The following is a 25,954-nucleotide window of genomic DNA, read 5'->3' as shown; positions in this document are numbered from 1 at the left end:
AACGTTAAGCGTAAATGTTAGGCATAAATGGCTTGGTAAATCTGTAACGCATCCTGCATTTGCATTGCTCTCGGGTTGTTTTGCAATAAACGGCTTTGCAGCATCGCATCTTCTGCCAGTTGTGGCAGCATGTTTTCTGCTATGCCTAGGGCATTGAGTTTTAACACCAAGCCACTTTGATCTAAATGATTTTGTAAATGATCAATAAACAAATCACATAATCCATCTGTGCAGCCTTTACTGCGTGGGTCTAACCAACACATCAGTTCTGCATAATACTGTTTGGCTGCAGGCGCATTAAATTTTAAAACTTCGGTTAGTACCAATGCATTGCTATGCCCATGTGAAATATGGAAATGTCCGCCTAAAGGATAGGCAAGCGCATGTACCGCAGCCACAGGAGCATTGGCAAAGGCTTGTCCTGCCAGCATTGAACCAAACAGCATGTTTTGCCGTGCTTGCATATTGCTGCCATCTTCAAGCACTAATTTTAAGTTTTGATCAAGTAAACGCAGCGCATGTTTTGCCAGAAAATCTGAATACGCATTTTTTTTGATTTTAGAAGTATAGGCTTCAATGGCATGTACCATCGCATCTATACCTGTGGCTGCGGTAATCTGTGCAGGTAGATGACGGGTAAAATTGGCATCTAAAATGGCAACATCGGCATATAAAATAGGAGAAACAATGCCTGTTTTACTGGTTGCACCTGTGGTGACAATGGAAATAGGTGTGACTTCTGAACCTGTGCCTGCTGTAGTGGAAACTAGAATGAGCGGTAAACGTGGTGCTTTCGCATTGCCGACACCGTACAAGTCTGACAGTTGTTGAGTTTGTGCAGGATGACTCAGCACGGCAATAATTTTGGCGACATCCATCGCACTACCCCCACCAAAACCTAATACAACATCAATATTTTGCTGTTTGGCAAAATCAACTGCTTCTAACACAATCTGTTCTGCGGGGTCGGCTTGCACATTCGAGTAAATGGCATAGTCCAGTTGCAGTTGCTTTAAAATTTCTAAAATAGGTTGATGTAATTGTTGTTGTAAAATGCCAGCATCGGTGACCAATAACAAACGCTTATAATTTTTTTCGGTTAAAACCGTTTTTAGTTCAGAAATTGAACCCAATCCAGAAATAATGTTGCCAACTGTTTGAAATTGAAAATGCTGCATCGTCTTTATTCCTAATTTTTATACTTAATTCAACATTATTGTAGGGTCGCGATATAGGATTCATATCATAAATAACTTAACATAAGACTCTTAAAAATAAAGTAGCTTTGAGGTTGTTTATGTCATCCAAAACGCCATATAAGGTGTTATGTGTTTGTTTGGGAAATATTTGCCGCTCTCCAACGGCAGAAATTGTACTTCGACATTTTTGTGATGAACAACAACTCAATGTGTTGGTAGATTCTGCTGGAACCAGTAATTATCATCCAGGCAAAGCCCCAGATTTACGCAGCCAAAAACATGCGTTCAAACGTGGTTATGACTTATCTACATTGCGCGCGCGTCAGTTACGTATACAAGACTTTGTCGAGTTTGATTTGATTTTGGCGATGGATTTTGAAAACTTAAGCAATATTCAATCTTTAATGCGCCGTGCTGAAGCTGAACTGGGCAGTTTGCGCGCTGAAATAGCCTTAATGAGCGAACACGATCCGCATTATACGCAGCAAGAATTACCCGATCCATATTATGGCGAAGCCGATGGTTTTGAGCGGGTGCTCGATCAATGCGAGTCGAGTAGTCGCGCATGGGTGAAAGTTTTACAACAACAATTTGAATTGAAGGTTTAAGTCATGCACATTCACTACAACATGCAACTCAAACCTTTCAATACGCTCAATTTAGATGCAACTGCGTCGCATTATGTCAAAATTGAAAATATTCAAGATGTACAGGATGCTTTGGCATTTGCCCAGAAAGAACAATTAAATGTGCTGATTTTATCGGGTGGTAGCAATATGTTATTGCCTGAACATATTCATGCCTTGGTCATGCACATGGATATTCAGGGCATCGAAAAATGCGCTGAAGATGATGCAAGTGTCACCCTAAAAGTTGGGGCAGGACAAGTCTGGCATGAGTTTGTGTTGTGGAGTACGGAACAAAAGTTATATGGTCTGCAAAATCTGGCTTTAATTCCAGGTTTGGTCGGCGCTTCACCTGTGCAAAATATTGGTGCTTATGGCGTTGAAGTCGGTGAGTTTATTGAATCTGTGCAGGTCTATGATCGTGAATGCCAACAATTCAGCTCAATTGTTGCTGCAGATTGTCAGTTTGCCTATCGACACAGTATTTTTAAAGATCATCCCAACCGTTACATCATTACCCATGTGACTTTTAAACTGTTAAAACAGGCTGCGTTAAAATTAAATTATGGCGACTTAAAAGCTGCTGTAGGCGATGAGCAAACTGCTGAAAATCTGCAGCAACAAGTCATTCAAATTCGCCAAAGTAAGCTGCCTAATCCTGCAGAATATCCAAATGTAGGTAGTTTCTTTAAAAATCCTGTGATTTCGACTCAGCAATTTGACCAAATTGCAGCACAATTTCCAAATTTACCCCATTACCCACAGCCGAATGCGCAAGTTAAAATTGCAGCAGGCTGGTTGATTGATCAAGCTGGCTGGAAGGGAAAACAACTGGGTGTGGTGGGTATGTTTCATAAACAAGCGTTGGTTTTAGTCAATTATGCCGATGCCACTTTGGCAGATGTGCAACACACCTATCGTGCTGTGCAGCAAGATGTTTTGAGTCGTTTTGGTATTTCACTAGAACCTGAACCTGTGTTATTTGATGAAACAGGTTTGATTCGTGCACATCAACCGGTAGGTTAAGTGAAGATGAAACAGAATCATTGGATGCTCAGATTGGTACAAATTGCTGCCGTGCTATTTGTATTGTTTGCAGCGTTCATGATTTTTATCTATTCACCTTTTTATTCTACTTTGGTGGTCAAAACGCTGAACACTTTGGTACCTGTAGAAGTGAATCAAGTGGCAGCAAAAAGTCAGCAAATGGCGGCTTTTAGTGATCAAGACAGCTTGGAACCCGGTTCAGATTTATGGATTGCCCGACAAGCTTATTTGAAGCTGATGGAGCAAGAGATTCAATCTGAAAATTCGAAAAATTTAACTTTAATTCAGGCTCGTTATAAAGCCTTACAAGCGCTTATTTTAGAAGAACAAACGCAAAAAAAATTAGCATCTGAGCAAGAGTTGCCGCAAGTCCCATTGTTGGTGTCTAATGCAGCTTCTGAAGCAGTTGTAGAAGACCCATCCGAAAATGTAAAAGCCTTGCTCAATTTGGATAGTCATGAAAATCAGGTACTCATGGAACAATACTTGGAGTTTTTAAGCACTCATAAAATTGCCGAAACCGAAAGTGAGCCTGTAGATGAAGAAATCTTTAAAGATATTGCTTTAATTCAGCAACAAAATATTCCAAAAATACCTGCAAACTCTAAACCTTATGCGATTGTGGTTTTAGGTGGTGGCTTAACTTTAGATGATAATGGCAAAGATATTGTGGTCAATGACTACACACGTTTACGTTTAGAAACGACCCTAGCGGTGGTAAAACAATATCAATTGCCGATTGTACTGAGTGGTGTAGAAGCACCTTATATGCAGCGTTGGTTAAAAAAATATGATGTCGAAGCAAAATTATTAGAAGATCGCAGCATGAATACTTGTGAAAATTCACGTTTTAGTTCTTTATTATTACAAAAAAAAGGGGGGGCGCCGACAGTGATTTTGATTACAGACCGTTATCACATGCCACGCACCCGCCGTTTATTTGCTTTGAATGGAATTGAAACGATTCCAGTCGAGGCTCCCATGCCGACTCAACTGACTGCATGGCGTCCAAGTGAACAAAACTATGATCATAGCCGCCGTGCCAATTATGAAATGCTTGCCACCATTCGGGATGTCTTGATTGGTTCTAGCGCATGTCGCGAGGTGCCATAATGCCTGATATTCCATTTTTAAACCCAAGCGTGTTGAAGCAATTAGATTTGCCAGTGCCGAGTCGGGAAACCACACCACAAATTCTACAACCTTTAAATTTGAATCGTGGTTTTGAACCGAGTGTTGAGTTACAAGCCTATCGACAGCTTTATGGTTTTCATTTGTTGGACTGTGAACATTGGCAAGGCTATGTGCAAATGCCGTTGTTTAAATTGCATGTGCAAATTTTTCAACCCGATTTAAGCAAAACCAAATTTGATCAGGTGCAGGGCACGGTATTTCTACTGCATGGCTATTTGGAACATAGCGGGATTTATCAACCTATCGTCAAAGAATTATTAGAGCAGGGCTTTAGTGTTTTGACTTATGATTTGCCCGGACATGGATTGAGTGATGGTTATCCTGCCAACATCAAAAATTTTGATCATTATCAGCAAGTATTACATGCGGTTTATCAATATGTAAAAAATGCCGATCAATTGCCAAAACCGTGGTTGGGCATTGGGCAAAGTACAGGTGGTGCAATTTGGATGCATCACTTGTTGGAATTTGCTCAGCGCCGTGAAAATCCATTTGTAGAGCGTGTGTTGTTGTTATCGCCTTTGATTCGTCCTGCAAAATCGGCATGGTGGCATAACTCTGTTGGTTTGGGCATTATCCGTCGGATTAAGCGTGAAGTGCCGCGACATTTCCGACGCAATAATCATAATCCTGAATTTTTACGCTTTGTGCGTTTAAAAGACCCGCTGCAACCTAGAATGATGGGCATGGATTGGATTTTAGCCATGTCTAAATGGATGTTGGAGATGGAAGAACGTCCAGCTTGCCGTATTCCTGTTTGGTTGGCACAAGGGGCGCAAGATCAAACCGTAGATTGGCGCTACAACATTGAGTTTATTCGGCGTAAATTCCGCCTGCAAACCTTACTCATGTTAGAAGAAGGCTCGCATCAATTAATCAATGAACGTGCGGATATTCGTGCGGCTTTAACAGGGCTGATTCCTGCATTTTTACATGCACATAGCTCTAAGACTTATTATTAATTTATCAACCATCTTTTAAATACGGCTCTACATTTGCTTTGATGCTGTTCTCGGCATCAAAGCATATTTATGCTGCGCTGCTCATTAAAATGTGAAGCGATTTCTAAAATAAAATAGTACTTCACATTTATTTTTTATTTCATGCTCGAGTTTCATGTTTCAGTGCTATGCTCATGTTTATAAAATAAGCTAAATTTGAAAAACTCCTTAATTCTAGGGATAGTGTTTACATCAAAACGATTGATATATTTACAAACATAATCAAGGGGATGAATGATGGCAGAAATGGAAGCGATATTACCCGTACCGGTTTTAATTGTTGAAGATGAGCCTATTATTCAGTCACGTCTTAGAAAAATTTTGCATGATATTGGCTATCAAGATGACATGCTATTTTTCGTGAGTCATCTTAAAGCTGCAATGACGTGTATAGAAGATCATCCGATTGCTTTAGCTTTAGTCGATTTAGGCTTGCCCGATGGCAATGGTAAAGAACTAATCGAACAATTACATTTTAGAGATCCAAGCGCATTAATTTTGGTGATTTCTGCATGGAGCACCCAAGACAGCTTATTTTCTGCAATTCAAGCAGGTGCAACAGGCTATGTGCTTAAAGAACGTGATGATGCTGAAATTATTATCGCAATACGCAGCATTTTAAGAGGTGGTGCACCGATAGACCCATTTATCGCCCGTGAAATTTTATCGCAAATTTCACATCAAAAAGTACCCGTGCTGACCGAAGATTTATCAGATCGCGCCGATGCTCAAGCATTCAACTCACATTATGAACAGCTCACCAATCGTGAATTAGAAATTTTAAATCTGGTGGCGCAGGGCTTAAGTAACCGTGAAATTGCTGAGCAATTATTTGTGTCGCGTTATACCGTTGAAAGTCATATTAAACATATCTATCGGAAGTTGTCGGTCACTAAACGCACTAAGGCTGTCAGTACCGCTAGAACTTTAGGTCTTTTATGATTCAAAGGCTTTGGCAGTGTGGTTTGGGTGTGTTGTTATTGTTCTGTGCGTGGCAAAGCTATGCGCAGCAAGTGGTGTACCCAATTAATCAGTACTGCAATGTGCATGTACTTTCAATCAGCTCTGCCAAAACAGCATCACATAATAAAAAACCTGAAACGGGTTGGGAAAATGTTCAACTGCCCGACGTTTGGGATGATCGCTGGAAAAATTATAATGGTGGGGCGTGGTACAAAATAGAGTGGGAGTGGTTTTGTGAGCGTGATCATCGTTTAAATCAACCCATCGTTTTTGCACTGAATTTTTTAAATAGTGCAGGGGCAGTTTATCTGAATCAAGATTTACTTTGGGCAAGTCAACATTTAGAAGAGCCTTTGTCAAAAAACTGGAATATGCCACGTTACTGGATTTTACCTATTTCAGGCTTAAAACAAGGTAAAAATCAAATATTGGTCTATGTAAATGGATATGCATTTCAAAATGCGGGTATAGGAAAAATAAGTTTTAATAATGTGCATAACAATATTGAACAGCACCAGCAAAGTATATGGAATAAACGTACTTTATTTGAAATTAATGCGATTTTATCTGCCACTTTAGGCATTTTATGTTTGGTTATTTGGCTGTTTTTACGCCGTGATCAGAGTTTTGGTTGGTTCGCGTTGAGTTGCATGTTCTGGTTATTATTTATTTCTCATTTTTTAACCACAGAAACCTTTCCATACCCAAGTGTATTGGTGGCATCTCAAGCCAATTTAAGCTTTTTTATCCTCTATGTTTTAGCTTTTAGTCTGTATTTAATTAGGTTTGTCAATCAACGCTTGCCAATATTGGAAGAAAGTATTTTTATTCTGAGTTTAGCGGTAATCGTTTGTGTGTTTTTAACACCCTTAGATTATGTCAAACTGGTATTTGGGATTGTCTTTTTAAGTTATGCCAGCTTACTAGTCGTGGTTTATTTTTATTTGGCGTATTTAGCGTATAAATCCCCAAAAACAGAAGTATATCTGCTGCTATTTTGTTTAACCTTGATTGGCTTTTTTGCGGGTGTAGATGTATTTCGTTTAAGTAATGCGGCAACGGCAAGTTTATATCAGCCATTATCACCGTATACCTCGCCAGTAATTACTTTATTTATTGCGATTATTTTAGGCATACGCCTAAAAAGAAATATTCAAAAAATTGAGAAATTTAATCAAGATTTAGAGCTTAAAGTTTTTGAAGTCAGTGATGATTTAAAACGCAGTATGTCAGAAAAGCATTATTTAGAATTGGAAAATGTGCGTTTGCAAGAGCGGATTCATCTATCGCATGATTTGCATGATGGTTTGGGTGCATCTTTGGTACGTTCCATGATTATGGTCGACCAAAGCGAACAGAACATGAGTAATCAGCAGTTCTTATCTATGCTGAAATTACTGCGTGATGATTTACGTCAAATTATTGATAGTGGTTCTTCCATTGGTTCTAAAGTGCCTGAAAATCCTAAAATTTGGGTTGCGCCAGTACGTCATCGTTTTAGTCAATTGATGGATGAAATGGATATTCATTCCAAGTGGGATTTTCCAAATGAATGGGTGATTGAGCCGAATTCGTTACAGTGCTTAACTTTGATGCGGGTATTAGAAGAAAGTTTAACCAATGTGATTAAACACAGCCAAGCCAAGCATGTATCCGTCAGTATGCAATTTGTACCGCCTAAGCAATTGGTACTTAAAATTCAGGATGATGGTGTAGGTTTTGAAGCCAATAGCGTGCTTGAACATGGCATGAGTATTGGGATGCGCAGTATGAAAATGCGTTTAGAACGGGTTGGAGGGCAATTAAAATTAAATTCGACACCTGGCTATACGTTAATTCAGGCAGTTTTAACTTTAGATCCCGCTTATCTAAATTCCCCAAGATGAATTGATCATCTTGAGGGGGCTGAAACGAATATTTTAAGCGTCTTCAGCAGGTAACAACATTAAAATGGATTCATTGAGCAGTTGTACCAAATCTTCCAAAATATTTGCGTCGTAAAGGTTTTCATCGAGCAGCACGCGTTCACCATTGGCAATTTTTTGCAGCGTAGGGATAGATGCTTCTGCGACACAAATCGCTTCACCATTCGCCCAAAATAAAACTTCATCTAGCTGATTTGCATAAAGTAGGCGAGAGGCGGGTTCCAACATGATTTGATAACCCTGATCTAGCGCATCTTCTAAATCGCCTACACCTATTTCATCTACTTCAGGAATATTTTCAGGATATTTCGGTTCAGACATTAAGCTTAAAATCGCATCATCCAACACCGATGAGTTTTGTAAACGCGCCCACAATTCTGCTTTCAGATAATCCAATTCTGTCGCAGTCATTTCGCCAATTTGGGTACTTTTTTTACGAACAAGGTCTTGTAGTGGCGTGCGTAACATTTCATCGGCAGAGAATTTATCGCTCACTCGATCCATCATTTCACTAATATTCGGCATGCGGAAACCGAACGAGAACGTCAGACAATCATCTTCCGCCACGCCATAATGTGCCAAACCCGGTGGCACATAGAGTAAATCGCCAGGTGCAAGAACTTCATCAAAATTGACCTGCATTTCAGGCAATAATTTTAACGGTTGTCCTGCGACAAATTCAGTTTCAGCATCACACATTTGCCCAAGTTGCCAACGACGATGTCCATAGCCTTGTAGCAAAAACACATCGTAGAAATCAAAATGCTGACCTACAGAGCCGCCTTTAGGGGCATAAGACACCATTATGTCATCACGTCGCCATTGCGGAATAAAAGGAAATTTTTTCCAAAGTTCAGCGAGATCAAAAGAGTAATGATCAACGGCTTGTACCAATAGCGTCCACAACTTTGGCATTTTTTGAAAATCAGCCTTAATGAGCGGTGATGATTTCACAGTCCATTGATTTGGATCGCGATCTTTTTGTTTGATTAAACGGGCAGTCACATCTTCTTCAAGTGCCAGTTCCATTACATCACTAGGTTCAAGTAGGTTGGCAATTTCTGGGAGTGCATTGCGTACCAAAAGTGGTTTTTTTTGCCAATATTCACTTAGGAATTGTTCTGCGGTAATTCCGCCCAAAACATCTAAAGGTTGCGACATAAAATAGCCTAAGCAAGTTTTATCAATAATCTCAATATTGTCTGATTTGTCGCTGCAAAGGGCAAGGTGATTTATAGTCTTTATAAATATTCACGGCTGTTAAATTACACAGTTTTAAACTTAAGGAACCTGAATATTCAGCATTCTTAACATGCGGCATAACTGAATCATCGGCAGACCCATCAAGGTAGTTTGGTCATTGCCTTGCATGGCTTCAAACAGACTAATACCTAAACCTTCGCACATAAAACTACCTGCACAGTGTAGCGGTTGTTCCTTTGCAACATATCGTGCAATTTCATTGTCAGTTAAGCTGCGGAATTTAACTGTGTAGTGTTCTACAACCGTTTGTTCAAAGCCTGTAGATTGCTGCTGCACACTCAGCGCAGTGCTGAAATAAACCGTTTGACCTGAATTGGCTTGTAATTGTTGTATAGCTTTTTCTGAAGTGAGCGGTTTACCTATAAAAATATCTGGCTGCTGTTCACGCCATGCCACTTGATCTGAACCAATCACAATTGCATCAGGATATTGCTGCGCAATACAGTGTGCTTTTTCAAAAGCCAAGCGTCGCGCCAAATTATCTGCATGCAATTCACCCTGTGCAGATTCATCAATATCAGGTGAAATTGACTTATACGCCAAATGCAGACGATTCATCAATTGCTGACGAGTTTGACTGCCAGACGCTAAAATAATTTCAGGATGTTGCATCAGATCATCACACCGCATAATCCATCAAAATATCTAAAGGCACATAAGACAATACTGACTGATGACAGGCTTGAATTTTAATTGGTGGTGCTTGACCTGCCTGATAGGCTTCAACCCAACGGGTGACGCAAATACACCAGAAATCACCCGGTTGTAAGCCGTTAAAACCAACTTCTGGTACTGGCGTGATTAAATCATTGCCAATTTTTTGTGAGAAATTTAAAAAATCAGAGGTCATTTGTGCACAAACGGTGTGCTGACCTAAATCGGTTGGGGCGGTATGACAAAAACCGTTACGAAAATATCCAGTAATAGGATCAAAGCAACAACTGGCGAGAGATTCGCCCAAAACATTTAAACGATTGATATTTGGATCAGGATGAATAGACATAAGTGCGAGAAAGATGGTGGCTTTTCTCTATCATAATCAAAACTTTTGCTTTAAACAGCAATTCTACAAAAGTTGCTAACCTTTTTCTGCATAATCATTTAAAATCGTGGCGTTTTGATATCAATAAAGTGAGCTATACATGAACTTTCAGCGTATGACTGACCTCGATTTAGCAGGTAAGCGTGTCCTTATTCGTGAAGATTTAAACGTACCTGTTAAAAATGGTGTGATCACCAGCGATGCACGTTTACGTGCGGCATTGCCAACGATTCAAGCTGCTGTTGCCAAAGGTGCAGCAGTGATGGTGTATTCTCACTTAGGTCGTCCTGTTGAAGGTGAGCCAAAAGCTGAACAATCTTTAGCACCTGTAGCTGCGTATTTAACCCAAGCATTAGGTCAAGATGTTCAACTGATCACTGACTATTTAGATGGTGTAGACGTTGCTCCTGGTCAAGTCGTTTTATTGGAAAACTGCCGTTTTAACCACGGTGAAAAGAAAAACAACCCAGAACTTGCCGCTAAATATGCAGCATTGTGTGATGTATTTGTGATGGATGCATTTGGTACCGCGCACCGTGCAGAAGCCTCTACTGAAGGCGTTGCACGTTTAGCACCAGTGGCAGCAGCAGGCCCATTATTGGCTGCGGAATTAGATGCTTTGGGTCGTGCCTTAAAAACACCTGAAAAACCAATGGTGGCGATTGTTGCAGGTTCTAAAGTATCGACTAAGTTAGATGTATTGACTTCATTGTCTGATATTTGCGATCAATTAATTGTAGGCGGTGGTATTGCCAATACTTTCCTTGCTGCAGCAGGCTATAACGTGGGCAAATCATTATGTGAAAATGATTTGATTGACACTGCCAAAGCAATTGCCGCAAAAGTTTCTGTACCACTGCCAACCGATGTTGTAGTTGCAGATGCCGCTGAAATTAATTTTGAAGATTTCTTGGGTTCATTGGCAGCAGCGAAAGCAACTGTGAAAAAAGTTGAAGATGTTGCAGACAACGATATGATTTTAGACGTAGGCCCAGAAACTGCAAAAGCATTTGCTGAAATTTTAAAAACTTCAAAAACAATTCTTTGGAATGGCCCAGTGGGTGTATTTGAAGTTGATCAATTTGGTGAAGGTACGAAAGCACTTTCATTGGCGATTGCAGAATCTGCAGGTTTCTCTATTGCAGGCGGTGGTGACACTTTAGCTGCAATTGACAAGTATGAAGTTGCAGACAAAATCGGCTATATCTCTACAGGTGGAGGTGCATTCCTTGAATTTGTAGAAGGTAAAACCTTACCTGCAGTTGCGGTATTATTAGAACGCGCTTAAATCTAGAAAATTTATCAATAATTTTTAAAAAGGTTGACTTCGGTCAACTTTTTTATATTTATGTCATGCCGTAGTCATCAAAATGTCATAAATATGCAATAAACTGTAGTAAATGAATGACCTAACTGTAGGAAATGACGATGATTCAAAAACTAACACTTGCTGCTTTAATTGCTGCATCTTTAGCCTTGACTGCTTGTGCAAAAAAAGAAAGCGCACCTGCGACTGAAACTGATGCATCTTCTGCAGTTGTAGATAACGCTCAAGTTACACCAGAACAACAAGCTGCAATCGACGCAATTGACCAACCAATCTTGGATGAAGGCAACACCGATATTCCTGAAGACGTTGCAAATGCACCTGCTGACGTTGCGACTGCAGACACAGAAGTTGCTGCTTCTGAAGCGCAATAAGTGCTGAAAAACGACAAATTGTAGTAATTTGTTTAAAAGTCCCTGCTTTTGCAGGGACTTTTTTTTGAAAAAGGAGATTTGTTGCTGAATTGAAACAAATCACAGGGTAGAATAACCAACATTATTTGGGAGGATATTATGGCTCTTATTTCATTGCGCCAGCTCTTGGATCATGCCGGTGAACATGCTTACGGCGTTCCAGCGTTTAACGTCAACAACTTAGAACAAATGCGCGCAATTATGTTAGCCGCAGATGCAACCAATTCACCTGTAATTGTTCAAGCTTCGGCAGGTGCGCGTAAATATGCAGGTGCGCCATTCTTGCGTCACCTGATTTTGGCTGCAATTGAAGAGTGGCCACATATTCCAGTGGTTATGCACCAAGACCATGGTACAAGCCCTGATGTATGTCAGCGTTCGATCCAACTAGGCTTTTCATCAGTAATGATGGATGGTTCTTTGGGTGAAGATGGTAAAACACCAACGTCGTATGAATACAACGTCGAAGTGACGCGTCGTACTGTGCAAATGGCGCATGCGTGTGGTGTATCGGTTGAAGGTGAGATTGGCTGTTTAGGTAGTCTTGAAACAGGTATGGCAGGTGAAGAAGATGGCGTGGGCGCAGAAGGCGTACTTGACCACTCTCAATTGTTAACATCTGTTGAAGAAGCACGTAGCTTCGTTGCAGATACTAATGTGGATGCTTTAGCGATTGCTGTTGGTACTTCGCACGGTGCATACAAGTTTACTCGTCCACCTACAGGCGATATTCTTGCAATTGACCGTATTAAAGAAATTCATGCTGCGTTGCCAAATACACACCTTGTAATGCACGGCTCTAGCTCTGTACCACAAGAATGGTTGGCGGTGATTAACCAATACGGCGGTGACATCAAAGAAACTTATGGTGTACCTGTTGAGCAATTGGTTGAAGCAATTAAGCATGGTGTGCGTAAAATCAACATCGATACAGATTTACGTTTAGCTTCTACTGGTGCAATGCGCCGTATGATGGCAGAACAACCAAGCGAATTTGACCCACGTAAATTCTTCGCAAAAACTGTAGATGCAATGAAACAAATTTGTATAGACCGTTATGAAGCATTTGGTACTGCAGGTAATGCAGACAAAATTCGCCCAATTTCTTTAGAGAAAATGGTTGAACGCTATAAGTAATTCTTAATTTGATTAAGAACTCGAAAGCCCACAGTCCTTGTGGGCTTTTTACTGATGAATCCACAACTTCCAATCAAGAACAAAAACAATCCTCGAGCGTGTCATGGAACTGATTGTAGCCGCAGCCTTTTGTAGTGTACTGGTCTCTATTTTATTAAAAGTCTGCAAAATGCAGGGTTTTAACCCTATGCAGATGATCACATGGAATTATGTCAGTGCCAGTGTGTTGTGTTTTTACTGGTTTAAACCCAACTTGGGCACGATCTCAATTCAACATACGCCGTGGTGGCTCATTATTAGTTTGGGTGTGTTGTTGCCGAGTGTCTTTTTAGCATTAGCAAAATCGTTAGACAGCGCAGGTATTTTAAAAACTGAAATTGCACAGCGTTTGTCAGTGGTTTTGTCTTTGGCAGCCGCTTATTTTATTTTTCAGGAAAATTTTAGCCAACTGAAAATTGTGGGAATCGCGCTTGGGATTATCGCAGTCTTATGTATTTTGTATTCGCATCGTGCTGCAGGGCAGTCTGCTAAAGCGCAACAAGGCATCTTATATTTGAGCTGTGTTTGGCTGGGTTATGCACTGATTGATGTTTTGCTTAAATACACCACAGGTTTAGGACTGCAATTTGCAGTTGCACTGAATTTGATGTTTGTATGTGCTTTTGTTTTGGCGATGGCTTATATCTTAATCCGCGATAAAAGCATGGGCAGTATGCAAAATATCAGTGCAGGTTTAATTTTGGGTGCACTGAATTTTGCCAATATTGCCTTGTATGTCAAAGCTCACATGCTGCTCAAAGACAGCCCTGCAGTGGTATTTGCAGGGATGAATATTTTAGTGGTGCTATTTGGCGTGATCAGTGGTGTATTGTTCTTTAAAGAAAAGCTGAAAAGCACGACCACTATTGGGCTAGGCTTGGCATTGCTTAGTGTGCTTTGCCTCGCTTATGCCATGACGGTTTAAGATAACTCAACATAAAGCGAAAAGGATGTCGCAATAAATCTGCAGTTTCTGCAAGACCATGCAGCATTGTGGTTCTATCGCAGATCGGGCAGCGCAGGGTTGGATAGCTTGGTTTGGCTTGATATAAATACAGTTTTTTACAACGTCGGCATTCTAGTTTTAGCGGCATTAAATTGAGCATCATACACCTCATTTTTATTTTTGATAGAGATTGAGTACAGATTGCAAATATAGATAAAGCAAAATTCAGACCAAAAAATAGGGACAAATTTTGTCCCTAGTGTTATCGCATGTTTGTTTTACAGTTGCGTGAAAATCTCACGTTTATCAAGGCGTGATTTTGGCAGTTTGGCATTAAAATCTTGTTCACTACGATAGCCTAAACACAATAAAACCGAAGGAATCAGTCCTTGCTCAGTTAGTTGCAGTTCTTGAGTTAAAATTGCTTCATCAAAACCACCAATTGGCGTTGCGTCAATTCCTTCAATGCCTGCAGCCAAAAGCATTTGTCCGAGTGCAATAAAGGTTTGATTTTCTGCCCAACGCTGAATATCGCCTTTTTCATTGCGGTAGTAATCGACATAACCTGTGCGGCTGTCTTTCTGACCTTGTTTAGCGGCTTCATCTTTAAAGCGTCCACTAGCAGCATCCTGATTAAGCAGGTTTTCTAAATGTAATTCGCTAATGTCAGCTTTGGTGCAAAATAAAATGGTATGCGAAGCATCTAAAACTTTAGGGGCATTATAGGCGTACTTTCCAACTAAAGCTTTAGCAATACGTTGTTTGGCTTCAGGGCGATCTGCAATAAAAAAATGCCACGGCTGAATATTAATGGAAGATGGTGCTAAACGCAGAATTTCTAATAAACGCTCAAATTGTTCTGCAGGAATAGTGCGACTCGCATCATAGGCTTTGGTCGTATAACGAGTTTGTGCAACGTTGAGCAAATCCATGAATCATCTCCATTTAAAGACTATATTTGGGGCAGGTGTGCGCCAAAAGCTTAACATGCCTCGCTATGCTAACGGAATGAATCCATGTGCTATTTATGCGGTTAAGATGAGATGAGCACGACATAAACATCTTTAAACTTAGTGTTAAATTCAATCATGCAAGACGTTTTCACTATTGGTTGTTTATAGCAAATAGGCGTTAAATATAAAGTTGCAAATGGTGCATCCCGAAGGTGTATGGATGGAATATATCAATTATTTTAAGCGTAAATTAAAAACTCAGCAGCAAATTGGCTTATGGGTAGGTTTAGCAGATGCGTATGGCACTGAAATTGCCGCCAATGCAGGCTATGACTGGCTTTTAATTGATGGGGAACATGCACCGAGTGATTTAAGAACCACTTTGTCACAATTACAAAGTATTGCGGCTTATCCCTCTCAAGCGGTGGTGCGCCCGCCGATTGGCAGTGTGCAACTCATTAAACAACTGTTGGATATTGGCGTACAAACTTTGCTGATTCCTATGGTTGAAAGCGTTGAACACGCTGAGTTGATGGTCAAAGCGGTACGTTATCCACCTGAAGGTATTCGCGGCGTAGGCGCAGCTTTAGCACGTGCAACTCGCTGGAACAGTATTCCAAATTATTACGCGACAGCGCATGAAAATATTTGTTTGCTCATTCAAATTGAATCGGTCACAGGTTTAGAAAATCTGGATGCTATTTTACAAGTCGATGGGATTGATGGGGTGTTTATTGGTGCGGTGGATTTATCTGCCACGATGGGTTATGAAGGCAATCCGAACCATCCAGAAGTACAAGCCGCTGTGGTCGATGCGATTCAACGGATTCGTGCAGCAGGCAAAGCAGCAGGGATTTTATCGACCCAACATGAAGTGACACAAAAGTATTTGGATTTAGGCACAGAATTTGTGGCAGTTGGGGTAGATACCAGTGTGTTGATGACTTCGCTGCGTGAGTTGTTGGCTAAATATAAAGCTGATGCCGAAGTGATTAAAACGGAAGGTGGGTATTAATCTGCTAGCTGAAGAGATTTTGGCTAAAGAGGTTTTAGTTAGCTATGTTTAGCTAAGTACCTTTAGTGTTGTATCTATTATTTTTATGTAAAGATGTTGCGCTTAATAGTTCCAATGACTCAGTTGCCAAGTTGCTAAGGCTTGATTTGGTTCAACTACTAAAATTTGTGCAGCATCTGCGCGCCAATCGCCTAATACAATTCTAGGTTTGCCGTGTTCATTGTGAATATTTGGACGATGCGTATGCCCATGAATTAACACATCTGCATGCTGCAAGGCTTGTGACACAGCATCTGCATTTACGTCCATGACGTCATAACTTTTGACTTGATTGGCTTGCTGACTTTTTTTGCGGAAACCTTGTGCAAGTTTTTGCCGAAAAGCCAAAGGTGTTTTCTTTAAAATCCCTAAAATGATGGGATTGCGAATGATTTTACGGAATTTTTGATAGGACACATCATCGGTACACAGTGCATCGCCATGTTCTAAACGTACCTGTTGAGAACAAATATGCAGCGTGTACACATCGGGCAGGAGTTGTCCTGAAAATTGATCTAGAAATTTCTGACCTAAAGCGAAATCACGATTGCCGACAATAAAGTAAATTTGATTACCTGCTTGGCTAAATTGCTTTAGACGTGTAACAACTTCATCGAGCCACGCTGCGGTGTAATCATCACCAATCCATGCATTAAACCAGTCGCCTAAAATATACAGTTGGGTGTTTTTATTTTGATAAGCATCTAGCAAATCTAAAAACCCCCGAACAAGTCGAGGGTGATTTGGTGACAAGTGTAAATCTGCGATAAACAGATAGGTCACGAATTATTCCTTGGAATCTCCCTCAATCCCTCTTTTAAAAGAGGGAATTCTCCTCCCTAAACGAATTTTAAAGCACAGCTTTAAAATGATGTGTGTAAGGGAGGTCGGGTAGGATTCTTATTCAGCAATGATTTTTGCAGATTCAATCACCACATTTTCTAGTGGAACATCTGCGTGATAACCACGGTTGCCAGTACGCACGCCTTTAATAGCATCTACAACGTCCATACCTTCAACAACTTTACCAAACACGGCATAACCCCAACCTTGTGCAGTTTTGCCTGTGTGGTTCAAGAAAGAGTTATTTTTTACGTTAATGAAGAACTGTGCAGAAGCAGAGTGAGGTGCTTGGGTACGAGCCATTGCAATTGTACCAACATCGTTGCTTAAGCCGTTGTCAGCTTCGTTTTCAATCGCATCACGTGTTGCTTTTTCTTTGAAGTTTTCATCCATGCCACCGCCTTGGATCATGAAACCATCAATAACACGGTGGAAAATTACGCCGTCATAAAAACCATCACGAACGTATTCTAAGAAGTTAGCAACTGTAATTGGTGCTTTTTCAGCGTTCAATTCTAAAACAATACGACCTTTATTGGTGTTTAATTCGACTTGAGGAAAACTCATTGTGTAATCTCCTAAACATGGACACGAATGCCATGGGTTTTTTGGTTGAGAGAAGCATAAGCAAACTGTAAACTACAAGGCAAGTAAAAACGTTATTTTCTTTGTTAAAAACAAGGAAAAGCGTTCTAATGGGTGATGTATGCTTCACTACTGAAGTTTCTGTAACCTAGTTTATCCAATTTTATTTTAGAAGTGATTTTATTGCTATGAAGCCAAATGATGTTGTTGCATCTCTGCCAAACACCCCGACACCAAGTTCAAATGCCTCTGTCGATGCTGTGCAGCAAGAACAACAGCCGGGCTTGGACTTTATACGTCAAGTCATTACCGATGATATTGCGGCGGGTCGCACTCAGCAGGTGGTGACACGTTTTCCACCTGAGCCGAATGGTTATTTGCATATTGGTCACGTGAAAGCAATTTGCTTGAACTTTGGCATCGCACAAGAATATCAAGGGGTGTGTAACTTACGTTTTGATGACACCAACCCAGATGCAGAAGAACAAGAATATGTTGATGGTATTGCCAATGACGTGAAATGGCTGGGTTTTGAGTGGAATGGCGAACCACGCTATGCATCAAGCTATTTCGATCAATTATATACATGGGCAATTCAGCTGATCGAACAAGGCGATGCTTATGTCGATTTGCAAACCCCTGATGAGATTAAGCTCAATCGTGGTTCTTTTGTAGAGCTGGGTAAAAATTCGCCATATCGTGATACGCCAGTAGCAGAAAACTTGGCTTTATTTGAAAAAATGCGCAATGGTGAATTAGGCGAAGGTCAGGCAGTACTCCGTGCCAAAATTGATATGGCTTCACCAAACGTACACATGCGTGATCCGATTTTGTATCGTGTTTTACATTCATCGCATCACCAAACGGGCGATAAATGGAAAATGTACCCAATGTATGATTATGCGCATCCATTATCAGATGCCATTGAAGGCATTACTCATTCACTATGTACTTTAGAATTCCAAGACCATCGTCCATTCTATGATTGGGTGGTGGAAAAGGTGAAATCCGAGGCTGTGCCGCGTCAGTATGAATCTAGCCGTTTGAATATTGATTACACCATCACATCTAAGCGTAAATTGCGTAAATTGGTTGAAGGCGGTTTTGTGAATGGTTGGGATGACCCACGTATGCCAACAGTGGTAGGTATGCGTCGTCGTGGCTTTACACCAGAAGGTTTGCGTGATTTCTGTAAGCGTGTAGGTGTGTCTAAGTCGGATGGTATTGTGGATGTTGCAATGCTTGAATATTGCATCCGTCAATCTTTGGAAAATACTGCAGCACGTGGTATGGCGGTGTTAAATCCACTTAAAGTGACTTTGACTAACTTGCCAGAAGCATTAGATTTGGTCCATGCACGTCATCCAAATGTAGATATGGGTGAACGTATCATTCCACTGACTTCTGAAATTTACATTGACCGTAAAGACTTTGAAGAAGTGCCGCCTAAAGGCTTTAAGCGTTTAGTGCCTGAAGGAGAAGTACGTTTACGTCATGCTTATGTAATCAAGTGTGATGAAGTGATTAAAGATGCTAACGGCGAAGTCATTGAGCTGAAATGTTCAATTGACCCTGAAACTTTGGGCAAAAACCCAGAAGGTCGTAAAGTAAAAGGCGTGATTCACTGGGTCTCTGCAAGTAAAGGCGTTGCGGCAGAAGTTCGCTTATATGATCGCTTATTTACCGAATCTGACCCAGAAGTGGGCGATGATTTCTTGGCGAATCTAAACCCTGAATCATTGACGGTGGTACAAGCCATTGTTGAACCTGCATTGGCAAAAGCACAACCTGAAGATCGTTTCCAATTTGAACGAGAAGGTTATTTTGTTGCAGATCAGTATGATCACAGTGAGGAAAAACCAGTGTTTAACCGTATTTTAGACTTAAAAGACAGCTTTAAGCCAGGCAAGTAACACCTTATTTAGCTTTTAGCTTGCAACTTAAAAGCCCAACTTGATCAATTCAGGTTGGGCTTTTGATTTTGTCTATTTAAGATTTATAGAATATTTTGTGAGATATACAGTGTCGCTAAAATGACTGCGATTAGCGGTTTTTATGCTGTTCCTGCTTCATCAGGATTTGCGGTAACTGCATTTTGGCTTTATCGCGTAGTTTCTTCTTAATATAGAGCACTAAAGCAAAGCAAGTGGTGGTCAGGGTCAGCATCATACTGTTCATATAACTCATCAATGAACTGACATAACCAATGGTGGTTAAACGATCCATCATCTTAAATACTTGCGGGCTGCTTTCCACACCTGTAATTGCCCAAGTGCATAAATGTTCACAGTTATTCATAATCAGATGATAATTGTTTTCATGCATTCTGGAGCGCATACGGCGTACCACTTTGCGGCCTTTATACTTGGGCGCATGATACGACTGCACAATAATATTTTTGCCGTGACTAAACTTTTCAATACTGGTCATTTCAATCGGGTGTTTTTTAAAAAGATGTGCAAAACCCGAATAGTGAATCACGCGACCACGCCCGGCATAGATACCATGATGGCTATAGCCGAAGTGTTTCACAATTAAATGTGCCCCTAAAGGAAATCGTGTTTTCTGCTTGAGCATCGTACGCTTGACCAATAAAGTAACATGAGTAGAGAAAAGAAATCAGGTTTTATAGTGTACTGCGTCTGAAGCAAATATGCGATAACCCATTCAGTTATATGCACAATTTGTAACATAGCAGGTATGGAGATGATAATGTTTTGTTCTCGGTGGAAGTGCTTATTGCTCTGTTATTTATTCTGCACGCCTACTGCACAAGCGGAAATTCGCGCATGGACGGTTAACAACAGTAAAATCAATGCAGATGTGGTGGAAGTGACACAGTTGTCACAGTTAGGCTTATATCTGAAAGATCGGCAAGGGAAACCATATCTGCAAATTTCACAACTACAAAAAAATCTACAGTCTTGTGAAAACATGCAATTTGCCATGAATGCAGGCATGTTTCATCCAGATTATTCGCCTGTGGGTTTGTATGTGGAACAAGGACGACAACTTAAAAAGCTGAACCGACAGCAACAGGGATGGGGGAATTTTTTAATTCAGCCCAATGGTGTACTGGCGTGGAATCATCAATGGGTGTTTTTAGGAACAACCCAACAATATGCCAATCAAGCGTTCAAAGCGCAGTATGCGACACAGTCTGGCCCAATGTTAGTTATTAATCGCCAGTTAAATTCACGTTTTTTGGCAGACAGTACTTCTTATAAAATTAGAAATGGGGTTGGGTTAAAAGACCAAAGCCTGTACTTTGTGATTAGCAAGACGCCCGTAACTTTTCATCAATTTGCCACCTTTTTTAAAGATGAGCTGCAAACGCCAAATGCCTTGTATTTAGATGGTTCGATTTCTACAGCGTATATTCCGCAATTACAACGTCATACTCATCCACATCGCAATTTAGGTCCAATTTTAGCTTATATAGATCATCAAGGCTGTAAACCCTAACATTGGAATTTGGTTTTGGCTTGGCTGAATTTATTGTCCAATAAAACCTAAGGCTGTGCCTTGCATCCTGCAGATTTTGACTGCTTCTTCGCTTTTCATTTGTTTGACTTCATTTTCAAATTGCTTTTTTTGTTGTTTAAGTTGCTCATCTGAAATACCCATGTTTTTAGCAAAACTTTCCATTTTCTCCCAAGTTTCGGCACATTCTTTCGGCATTGGGCTACAGGCTGTTAAACTTAGGCTGAGTAGGGCAAGACAGCTAAGGCTAGTTTTTTTCATTGTCATTTTCTCTGTTTGAATAATTCGAATTTATTGGTGTAATGATTATGTGTAGAAATATTAGCGCATGATTATGAAGATATGATTGACTGCGTTTGAAAAGATTAGCGTTTTTGTGCAAGTTCAAGCACGTGTCGAGATTTATAAAATTTATCGTTCTAATATATATGCAGCCATTAAAAAAGGCACTTAGTTCAACTAAATGCCTTTTTTATCATATTCCATTACTGGAATGGTAGATGCTGGAGTTCATTCAACTCTTTGCGGCTATAACCTCGCGAAGCGAGAACCTTCTTAATCCCGATAATGACATCTTCATCTGTGGCTTTGGTTAAAGCTTCGAGAAGTTGTTCATTTGTCTTGCAAGAGCAATCATTTTCAACACAAGCAATTTGATTTTTATGCTCGTTTTGCTGTTCTGTAGAGAACAACTTTTGCCAAAAACTCATAGAGCCTTCATTCACAACCTAACATAGATCGAAATATAGCCAATATAAAAAATAAATCAAGTCGACCTAAGTGATAAAAGCAGCAATCGAGTTGCAGAATTTTCGATGATATTGCATTTTTTTAACGAAATTATGACAGTTAAAGGGCTTGTAATGCTTTAACTGATTCATTTACATCATAATATTTACAAGTGCTAAAAAGGAGAACTTGTAAATATTGAAGAATAATGCAACAAATTGTTTAAATCTTTTCCAGTAAAACACCCGACTCAACATGATGGGTGTATGGGAATTGATCAAACAGTGCAAATTGCGTCACTTTATGGTTTTGACACAAGGTTTTTAAATTGTCATGCAATGTGTCTGGGTTGCACGAAATATAAATAATACGCTTAAAACGCTGTAGGAGTTTTAAGGTTGCATCATCAATTCCTGCGCGTGGCGGATCGACAAAGACCGTATCAAAATCATAACTTGCAAGATCAATGTTCGCTTCTTGCAAGCGGCGGAATTCACGCTCACCGTTATAGGCTTGAGTAAACTCTTCAGCCGATAAGCGTGCTACTTGAATATTCTCAATCTGGTTTTGTTCAATATTCCACTGCGCTGCATATACCGAAGATTTAGCCAGTTCTGTGGCAAGTACACGACGGAAACGAGTCGATAGCGGCAGGGTAAAGTTACCATTACCACAATAAAGTTCTAATAAATCTTGCTCAGAATATTCGGCAACCGTACATGCCCATTCCAGCATTTTTTGGCAAACTTGCGCGTTTGGCTGGGTAAAGCTGCTTTCAATTTGCTTATAGGTATAAGTGCGCTCAAAAACCTGTAATTGTTCAACTACATACTCATCGGATAGCACGAATTTTTGCCCACGGCTGCGTCCAATCAGTTTAATGTTTAATGCTTTGCTCAAAGCTTGGGCTGCAGGCTCCCAATCAGATTCAAGTTTGCGGTGATAAAGCAGTGAAACCAACATTTCGCCACTTAAAGTCGCTAAAAAATGCACTTCAAATAAACGAGCCGATAATACGGGATCGGCTTTCAGGGCGGCTAACAGCTTTGGCATTAATAAGTTAATGCTGCGGTCTGCAATCGGAAACTCATCTACACGAATAACTTTTTTCTGCTTATCTTCACTGCGTTCAAACATGGCATAAAACAGATCATCTTCAATATGCCAAATTCGGAACTCTGCCCGCATACGGTAGTTGTGTTCTGGTGAGGCAAATACTTGCAAGGCAGGCGGGTTATATTCGGCAAATTGGGCAGAAATACGGGCAACTTTTGCATCAAGTTGTTGCTGATAAGATGAGGTCATATGCAGTAAACATCACAAACACAGAGAAAGAGCGATGGTAACAAAGTTTTAAAGAGATACCTAAAACTATTATGAAAATGATGCAATCCTGCAAGATGTCAAAATAGCCTAAGCATGTTGATGACATCTTACAAGTGGAAAAATTTAGATACTGTAATTACTTTAAACTTGATGTAATTGATCGAACAATTGCTGCATGCCCTCAGTGGCAGTTTTGGAAATCCGTTGAAATTGAGCAGGAAGTTGGGCTTGCATGGCTTTTGGGTCAATATAATAAGCCTGACAATTTGCAGGAATTTCGTGTACTAATCCAGCAACAGGGTACACCACCAAACTTGTACCAATCACAATAAAAATATCGGCATCTTGAATCAAATCCAGTGCTTCTTCATAGGCAGGAACTGCTTCGCCAAACCAGACCACATGCGGACGTAAAGGATAGCCTTGTGGGCAAAGATCCTGTTGCAAGTTCAGCGAGTCACCTTCAATTGGAAAAAATTCTGTCGTGTATTGTGCATGAGGCCCTGAGCTTTTGGCTAAACGAATATTGCCGTGTAAATGCAAAACTTCTGAACTGCCTGCACGTTCATGCAAATCATCAATATTTTGGGTGATCACTTGTACATCAAAATCATCTTCAAGTTCAGCAATTAAGCGATGCGCCAAGTTAGGCTGCGCATTAAGAATGTTTTTACGACGTTCATTATAAAAGCGTTGGACTAATTCAGGATTCCTTGCCCATGCTTCAGGACTTGCGACATCCTCCACGCGATGTTTTTCCCATAAGCCATCACCATCTCTAAAGGTGTTGATTCCACTTTCTGCGCTCATACCTGCACCCGAAAAAACCACTAATTTACGCATGTTTTATTCTCTTGATGGATGGTTAGATTTGAGTATAAGTGCCGAAAATAGAAACACAAATCTACAGCTCATTTTTTCAGAATTTTAAGTATCTAAATATGTGAAAGTTTAGTGCTGTCTATAACTTTGCTGAATAATTGAATCAAAGTTCACTTTTTATTGCTTGTTATTTCATTTTAATGATAGAACATAAAGTAAAGTAGTATGACGCTGCAAAATCAAATATTGATGAACCAGAACCTATAATAATGTGCAGAGGATGCCATGTCACAACACAATCCATCGCCAAATCACACGCCTGCAACTCACAGTGAAAAAGTGAAATTTGATTGGAAAGATCCTTTTTTGCTTGAACAGCAATTGACTGAAACCGAACGTATGATTCGTGATAGTGCCTATGCTTATTGTCAGGAAAAATTACTGCCGCGGGTACGTGATCAGTTTAGACATGAAACGGTAGATCGCAGCATCTTCCGTGAAATGGGTGAGCTTGGTTTGTTAGGCTCAACCATACCTGAACAATATGGCGGTGCAGGTTTAAATTATGTGAGTTATGGATTAATTTCACGTGAAATTGAACGGGTCGATTCAGGCTATCGTTCTATGGCAAGTGTACAAAGCTCATTGGTGATGGTGCCAATTTATGAGTTTGGCAGTGAAGCACAAAAACAGAAATATTTACCCAAACTTGCTTCGGGTGAATGGGTGGGATGTTTCGGTCTGACTGAACCTGATTTTGGCTCCGACCCTGGCAGTATGAACAGCAGAGCACATAAAGTTGCAGGCGGTTATCGTTTACACGGTGCGAAAATGTGGATTACCAATAGTCCAATTGCCGATGTATTTGTGGTGTGGGCAAAAGAAGTTTCGGCAGATGGGCAAGTGGGTGATATTCGCGGTTTTATTTTAGAAAAAGGTTGGGATGGACTTTCTGCACCAATCATTCAAGGCAAGGTTGGTTTACGCGCTTCAATCACAGGTGAAATTGTCATGGACAATGTTTTTGTGCCTGAAGAAAATATGTTACCTGAAGTGCGTGGTTTAAAAGGGCCGTTCACTTGTTTAAATAGTGCACGTTATGGCATTGCTTGGGGTGCTATGGGTGCGGCTGAGTTTTGTTGGCATACTGCGCATCAATATACGATGGATCGGATTCAGTTCGGACGTCCTTTGGCGGCCAATCAGCTCATTCAAAAGAAACTTGCCGATATGCAAACCGAAATCGCGCTGGGTTTACAAATTGCTTTACGTTTTGGTCGTATGAAAGATGAGGGTATTGCTTCACTCGAAGGTACTTCGCTGATTAAACGCAACAACTGTGGCAAGGCCTTAGAGATTGCTCGTATGGCGCGCGATATGCTTGGTGGGAATGGTATCAGTGATGAATATGGCGTGGCGCGGCATTTGGTCAATTTGGAAGTCGTGAATACCTATGAAGGGACGCACGATGTGCATGCGCTAATTTTAGGTCGTGCGCAAACGGGTATCGCGGCTTTTGCCAATTAAATCTAGATCTAAACTAAATCTAGGTCTAATGATGCTACGGTGGAAAATATTGCAAACCACATTTTCCACCGTTTTACTTTAGCTGTTTAGTTTTAAAAATTGGCTAATTTCCTGATTAAATTTCAACGGTTCGGTCAGTAAAGGGGTATGCCCAGATTGGTGAAATATGACTTGTTTCGCATTCGGCATAGCTTCTACCACTTGACGTTGTCCTTCTGCCGCATACAAGGTCGATTGTGCGCCTGTAAAAAAGACTGTCGGACAACCCAGTTGAGTTAAAGCCTCACGATAATCTTCCTGATGGTGTAAATAATTGTCGATATACCAGCGTAAATAATCTAAACGCTGTGTAGGTAAAATATAGCGTTGTAAAACAGGACGTTTAGAGATGGATCCGGAAATTTGAACAACTCCTATAAGTGATACTCTGCTCCTCAAATGATGTTATAAACATCAATATATGGAGTATTTTATGGCACGTAGACCAAGAAGAAATCATTCAAACGACTT

The 25,954-nt window shown here is 40.4% G+C and carries 27 protein-coding genes and 1 pseudogene; 14 read left to right on the top strand and 14 right to left on the bottom strand.

The features are described 5' to 3' along the window. Positions 1 to 17 precede the first annotated feature (17 nt). On the bottom strand, positions 18 to 1,178 hold the full coding sequence (locus FTV52_RS10695) for an iron-containing alcohol dehydrogenase (protein WP_004973276.1): 1,161 nt from the start codon (positions 1,176 to 1,178) through the stop codon (positions 18 to 20). Positions 1,179 to 1,297: 119 nt separating this feature from the next. On the opposite strand from FTV52_RS10695, the gene FTV52_RS10690 reads away from it, so the two are divergent. The 6 genes from FTV52_RS10690 (at position 1,298) to FTV52_RS10665 (ending at position 7,916) form a co-directional block, all read left to right on the top strand. Then, positions 1,298 to 1,807, top strand: coding sequence for a low molecular weight protein-tyrosine-phosphatase (locus FTV52_RS10690; RefSeq protein ID WP_004973278.1), 510 nt, complete (start codon positions 1,298 to 1,300; stop codon positions 1,805 to 1,807). Between the two features lie 3 nt (positions 1,808 to 1,810). After that, a complete protein-coding gene (murB, locus tag FTV52_RS10685; protein ID WP_004973280.1) occupies positions 1,811 to 2,851 on the top strand; it encodes a UDP-N-acetylmuramate dehydrogenase in 1,041 nt (346 codons plus the stop codon). A 6-nt stretch (positions 2,852 to 2,857) separates the two neighbouring features. Continuing rightward, positions 2,858 to 3,985 (top strand): YdcF family protein, encoded by a 1,128-nt coding sequence (locus FTV52_RS10680; RefSeq protein ID WP_004973281.1) that lies wholly within the window; start codon positions 2,858 to 2,860, stop codon positions 3,983 to 3,985. Then, complete coding sequence (locus FTV52_RS10675) at positions 3,985 to 5,028, top strand: alpha/beta hydrolase (RefSeq protein WP_096900878.1); 1,044 nt, start codon at positions 3,985 to 3,987, stop codon at positions 5,026 to 5,028. The genes FTV52_RS10680 and FTV52_RS10675 overlap by 1 nt, the downstream gene beginning before the upstream one ends. A gap of 276 nt (positions 5,029 to 5,304) precedes the next feature. Then, positions 5,305 to 6,009: a response regulator transcription factor gene (locus tag FTV52_RS10670; RefSeq protein WP_004973283.1), complete on the top strand. Its 705-nt coding sequence runs from the start codon at positions 5,305 to 5,307 to the stop codon at positions 6,007 to 6,009. Further along, positions 6,006 to 7,916: an ATP-binding protein gene (locus tag FTV52_RS10665; protein WP_167846047.1), complete on the top strand. Its 1,911-nt coding sequence runs from the start codon at positions 6,006 to 6,008 to the stop codon at positions 7,914 to 7,916. Before FTV52_RS10670 ends, FTV52_RS10665 begins: the two co-directional genes overlap by 4 nt. Before the next feature lie 33 nt (positions 7,917 to 7,949). On the opposite strand, the gene FTV52_RS10660 is transcribed toward FTV52_RS10665, so the two are convergent. The 3 genes from FTV52_RS10660 to FTV52_RS10650 all read right to left on the bottom strand — a co-directional run bounded on the left by FTV52_RS10660 (position 7,950) and on the right by FTV52_RS10650 (position 10,221). Next, complete coding sequence (locus FTV52_RS10660; RefSeq protein ID WP_004973287.1) at positions 7,950 to 9,116, bottom strand: cupin domain-containing protein; 1,167 nt, start codon at positions 9,114 to 9,116, stop codon at positions 7,950 to 7,952. 120 nt (positions 9,117 to 9,236) lie between these two features. Then, positions 9,237 to 9,830, bottom strand: coding sequence for a nucleoside triphosphate pyrophosphatase (locus tag FTV52_RS10655; RefSeq protein WP_026438423.1), 594 nt, complete (start codon positions 9,828 to 9,830; stop codon positions 9,237 to 9,239). A gap of 7 nt (positions 9,831 to 9,837) precedes the next feature. Further along, positions 9,838 to 10,221 carry a DUF2237 family protein gene (locus FTV52_RS10650; RefSeq protein ID WP_004973294.1) on the bottom strand — a complete coding sequence of 128 codons (384 nt, stop codon included), beginning with the start codon at positions 10,219 to 10,221 and terminating at the stop codon, positions 9,838 to 9,840. Positions 10,222 to 10,360: 139 nt separating this feature from the next. Here FTV52_RS10650 and FTV52_RS10645 point away from each other — a divergent pair, with 139 nt between their 5' ends. From FTV52_RS10645 to FTV52_RS10630, 4 genes are all read left to right on the top strand, one after another. Continuing rightward, entirely contained in the window at positions 10,361 to 11,548 is a 1,188-nt protein-coding gene (locus FTV52_RS10645; RefSeq protein WP_004973295.1) for a phosphoglycerate kinase, read from the top strand. Between the two features lie 140 nt (positions 11,549 to 11,688). Continuing rightward, entirely contained in the window at positions 11,689 to 11,961 is a 273-nt protein-coding gene (locus tag FTV52_RS10640; protein WP_131260911.1) for a hypothetical protein, read from the top strand. Between the two features lie 138 nt (positions 11,962 to 12,099). Continuing rightward, the gene (gene fba, locus FTV52_RS10635; RefSeq protein WP_004973298.1) at positions 12,100 to 13,137 is read left to right on the top strand and encodes a class II fructose-bisphosphate aldolase; all 1,038 of its coding nucleotides are present in this window, start codon (positions 12,100 to 12,102) and stop codon (positions 13,135 to 13,137) included. Positions 13,138 to 13,240: 103 nt separating this feature from the next. Beyond that, positions 13,241 to 14,101 (top strand): DMT family transporter, encoded by an 861-nt coding sequence (locus FTV52_RS10630; RefSeq protein WP_179990790.1) that lies wholly within the window; start codon positions 13,241 to 13,243, stop codon positions 14,099 to 14,101. Here the strand turns inward: FTV52_RS10630 and FTV52_RS10625 are convergent. Both FTV52_RS10625 and nfsB read right to left on the bottom strand, forming a co-directional pair. Further along, entirely contained in the window at positions 14,064 to 14,285 is a 222-nt protein-coding gene (locus FTV52_RS10625) for a hypothetical protein (protein WP_081402487.1), read from the bottom strand. The two genes, FTV52_RS10630 and FTV52_RS10625, sit on opposite strands and share 38 nt — an antisense overlap. 115 nt (positions 14,286 to 14,400) lie before the next feature. Further along, complete coding sequence (gene nfsB / locus FTV52_RS10620) at positions 14,401 to 15,054, bottom strand: oxygen-insensitive NAD(P)H nitroreductase (protein WP_004973304.1); 654 nt, start codon at positions 15,052 to 15,054, stop codon at positions 14,401 to 14,403. Positions 15,055 to 15,295: 241 nt separating this feature from the next. On the opposite strand from nfsB, the gene hpaI reads away from it, so the two are divergent. After that, positions 15,296 to 16,090 carry a 4-hydroxy-2-oxoheptanedioate aldolase gene (hpaI, locus tag FTV52_RS10615; RefSeq protein ID WP_096900940.1) on the top strand — a complete coding sequence of 265 codons (795 nt, stop codon included), beginning with the start codon at positions 15,296 to 15,298 and terminating at the stop codon, positions 16,088 to 16,090. 102 nt (positions 16,091 to 16,192) lie between these two features. Here hpaI and FTV52_RS10610 read toward each other — a convergent pair whose 3' ends face one another. Continuing rightward, positions 16,193 to 16,912: a UDP-2,3-diacylglucosamine diphosphatase gene (locus FTV52_RS10610; RefSeq protein WP_179990789.1), complete on the bottom strand. Its 720-nt coding sequence runs from the start codon at positions 16,910 to 16,912 to the stop codon at positions 16,193 to 16,195. 117 nt (positions 16,913 to 17,029) lie between these two features. Then, complete coding sequence (locus tag FTV52_RS10605) at positions 17,030 to 17,539, bottom strand: peptidylprolyl isomerase (protein WP_004973310.1); 510 nt, start codon at positions 17,537 to 17,539, stop codon at positions 17,030 to 17,032. 206 nt (positions 17,540 to 17,745) lie between these two features. Here FTV52_RS10605 and FTV52_RS10600 point away from each other — a divergent pair, with 206 nt between their 5' ends. After that, positions 17,746 to 19,470, top strand: coding sequence for a glutamine--tRNA ligase/YqeY domain fusion protein (locus FTV52_RS10600; protein ID WP_179990788.1), 1,725 nt, complete (start codon positions 17,746 to 17,748; stop codon positions 19,468 to 19,470). 130 nt (positions 19,471 to 19,600) lie between these two features. On the opposite strand, the gene FTV52_RS10595 is transcribed toward FTV52_RS10600, so the two are convergent. Continuing rightward, positions 19,601 to 20,134, bottom strand: coding sequence for a lecithin retinol acyltransferase family protein (locus tag FTV52_RS10595; RefSeq protein WP_096900868.1), 534 nt, complete (start codon positions 20,132 to 20,134; stop codon positions 19,601 to 19,603). 135 nt (positions 20,135 to 20,269) lie between these two features. Here FTV52_RS10595 and FTV52_RS10590 point away from each other — a divergent pair, with 135 nt between their 5' ends. Next, positions 20,270 to 21,022, top strand: a complete 753-nt coding sequence (locus FTV52_RS10590) for a phosphodiester glycosidase family protein (protein ID WP_257221727.1) — start codon at positions 20,270 to 20,272, stop codon at positions 21,020 to 21,022. Between the two features lie 30 nt (positions 21,023 to 21,052). On the opposite strand, the gene FTV52_RS10585 is transcribed toward FTV52_RS10590, so the two are convergent. The 4 genes from FTV52_RS10585 to FTV52_RS10570 all read right to left on the bottom strand — a co-directional run bounded on the left by FTV52_RS10585 (position 21,053) and on the right by FTV52_RS10570 (position 23,938). Further along, positions 21,053 to 21,301 (bottom strand): hypothetical protein, encoded by a 249-nt coding sequence (locus FTV52_RS10585; protein WP_004973320.1) that lies wholly within the window; start codon positions 21,299 to 21,301, stop codon positions 21,053 to 21,055. A gap of 224 nt (positions 21,302 to 21,525) precedes the next feature. After that, on the bottom strand, positions 21,526 to 21,750 hold the full coding sequence (locus FTV52_RS10580; protein WP_004973321.1) for a hypothetical protein: 225 nt from the start codon (positions 21,748 to 21,750) through the stop codon (positions 21,526 to 21,528). Positions 21,751 to 21,991: 241 nt separating this feature from the next. Continuing rightward, a complete protein-coding gene (trmA, locus tag FTV52_RS10575) occupies positions 21,992 to 23,074 on the bottom strand; it encodes a tRNA (uridine(54)-C5)-methyltransferase TrmA (RefSeq protein ID WP_179990787.1) in 1,083 nt (360 codons plus the stop codon). Between the two features lie 162 nt (positions 23,075 to 23,236). Continuing rightward, a complete protein-coding gene (locus tag FTV52_RS10570) occupies positions 23,237 to 23,938 on the bottom strand; it encodes an NAD-dependent deacylase (protein ID WP_004973326.1) in 702 nt (233 codons plus the stop codon). A gap of 264 nt (positions 23,939 to 24,202) precedes the next feature. On the opposite strand from FTV52_RS10570, the gene FTV52_RS10565 reads away from it, so the two are divergent. Next, positions 24,203 to 25,444, top strand: a complete 1,242-nt coding sequence (locus tag FTV52_RS10565; protein WP_131260895.1) for an acyl-CoA dehydrogenase — start codon at positions 24,203 to 24,205, stop codon at positions 25,442 to 25,444. A 78-nt stretch (positions 25,445 to 25,522) separates the two neighbouring features. Here the strand turns inward: FTV52_RS10565 and FTV52_RS10560 are convergent. Further along, positions 25,523 to 25,828, bottom strand: a pseudogene (locus tag FTV52_RS10560) (alpha/beta fold hydrolase); the annotation flags it as partial. Positions 25,829 to 25,954 lie beyond the last annotated feature (126 nt).

This window comes from Acinetobacter sp. YH1901141 (assembly GCF_013416935.1).
Lineage (GTDB): Bacteria > Pseudomonadota > Gammaproteobacteria > Pseudomonadales > Moraxellaceae > Acinetobacter > Acinetobacter towneri.
Note: the sequence above shows the minus strand (reverse complement) of the source record. Positions and strands in the feature narration are given on the sequence as shown.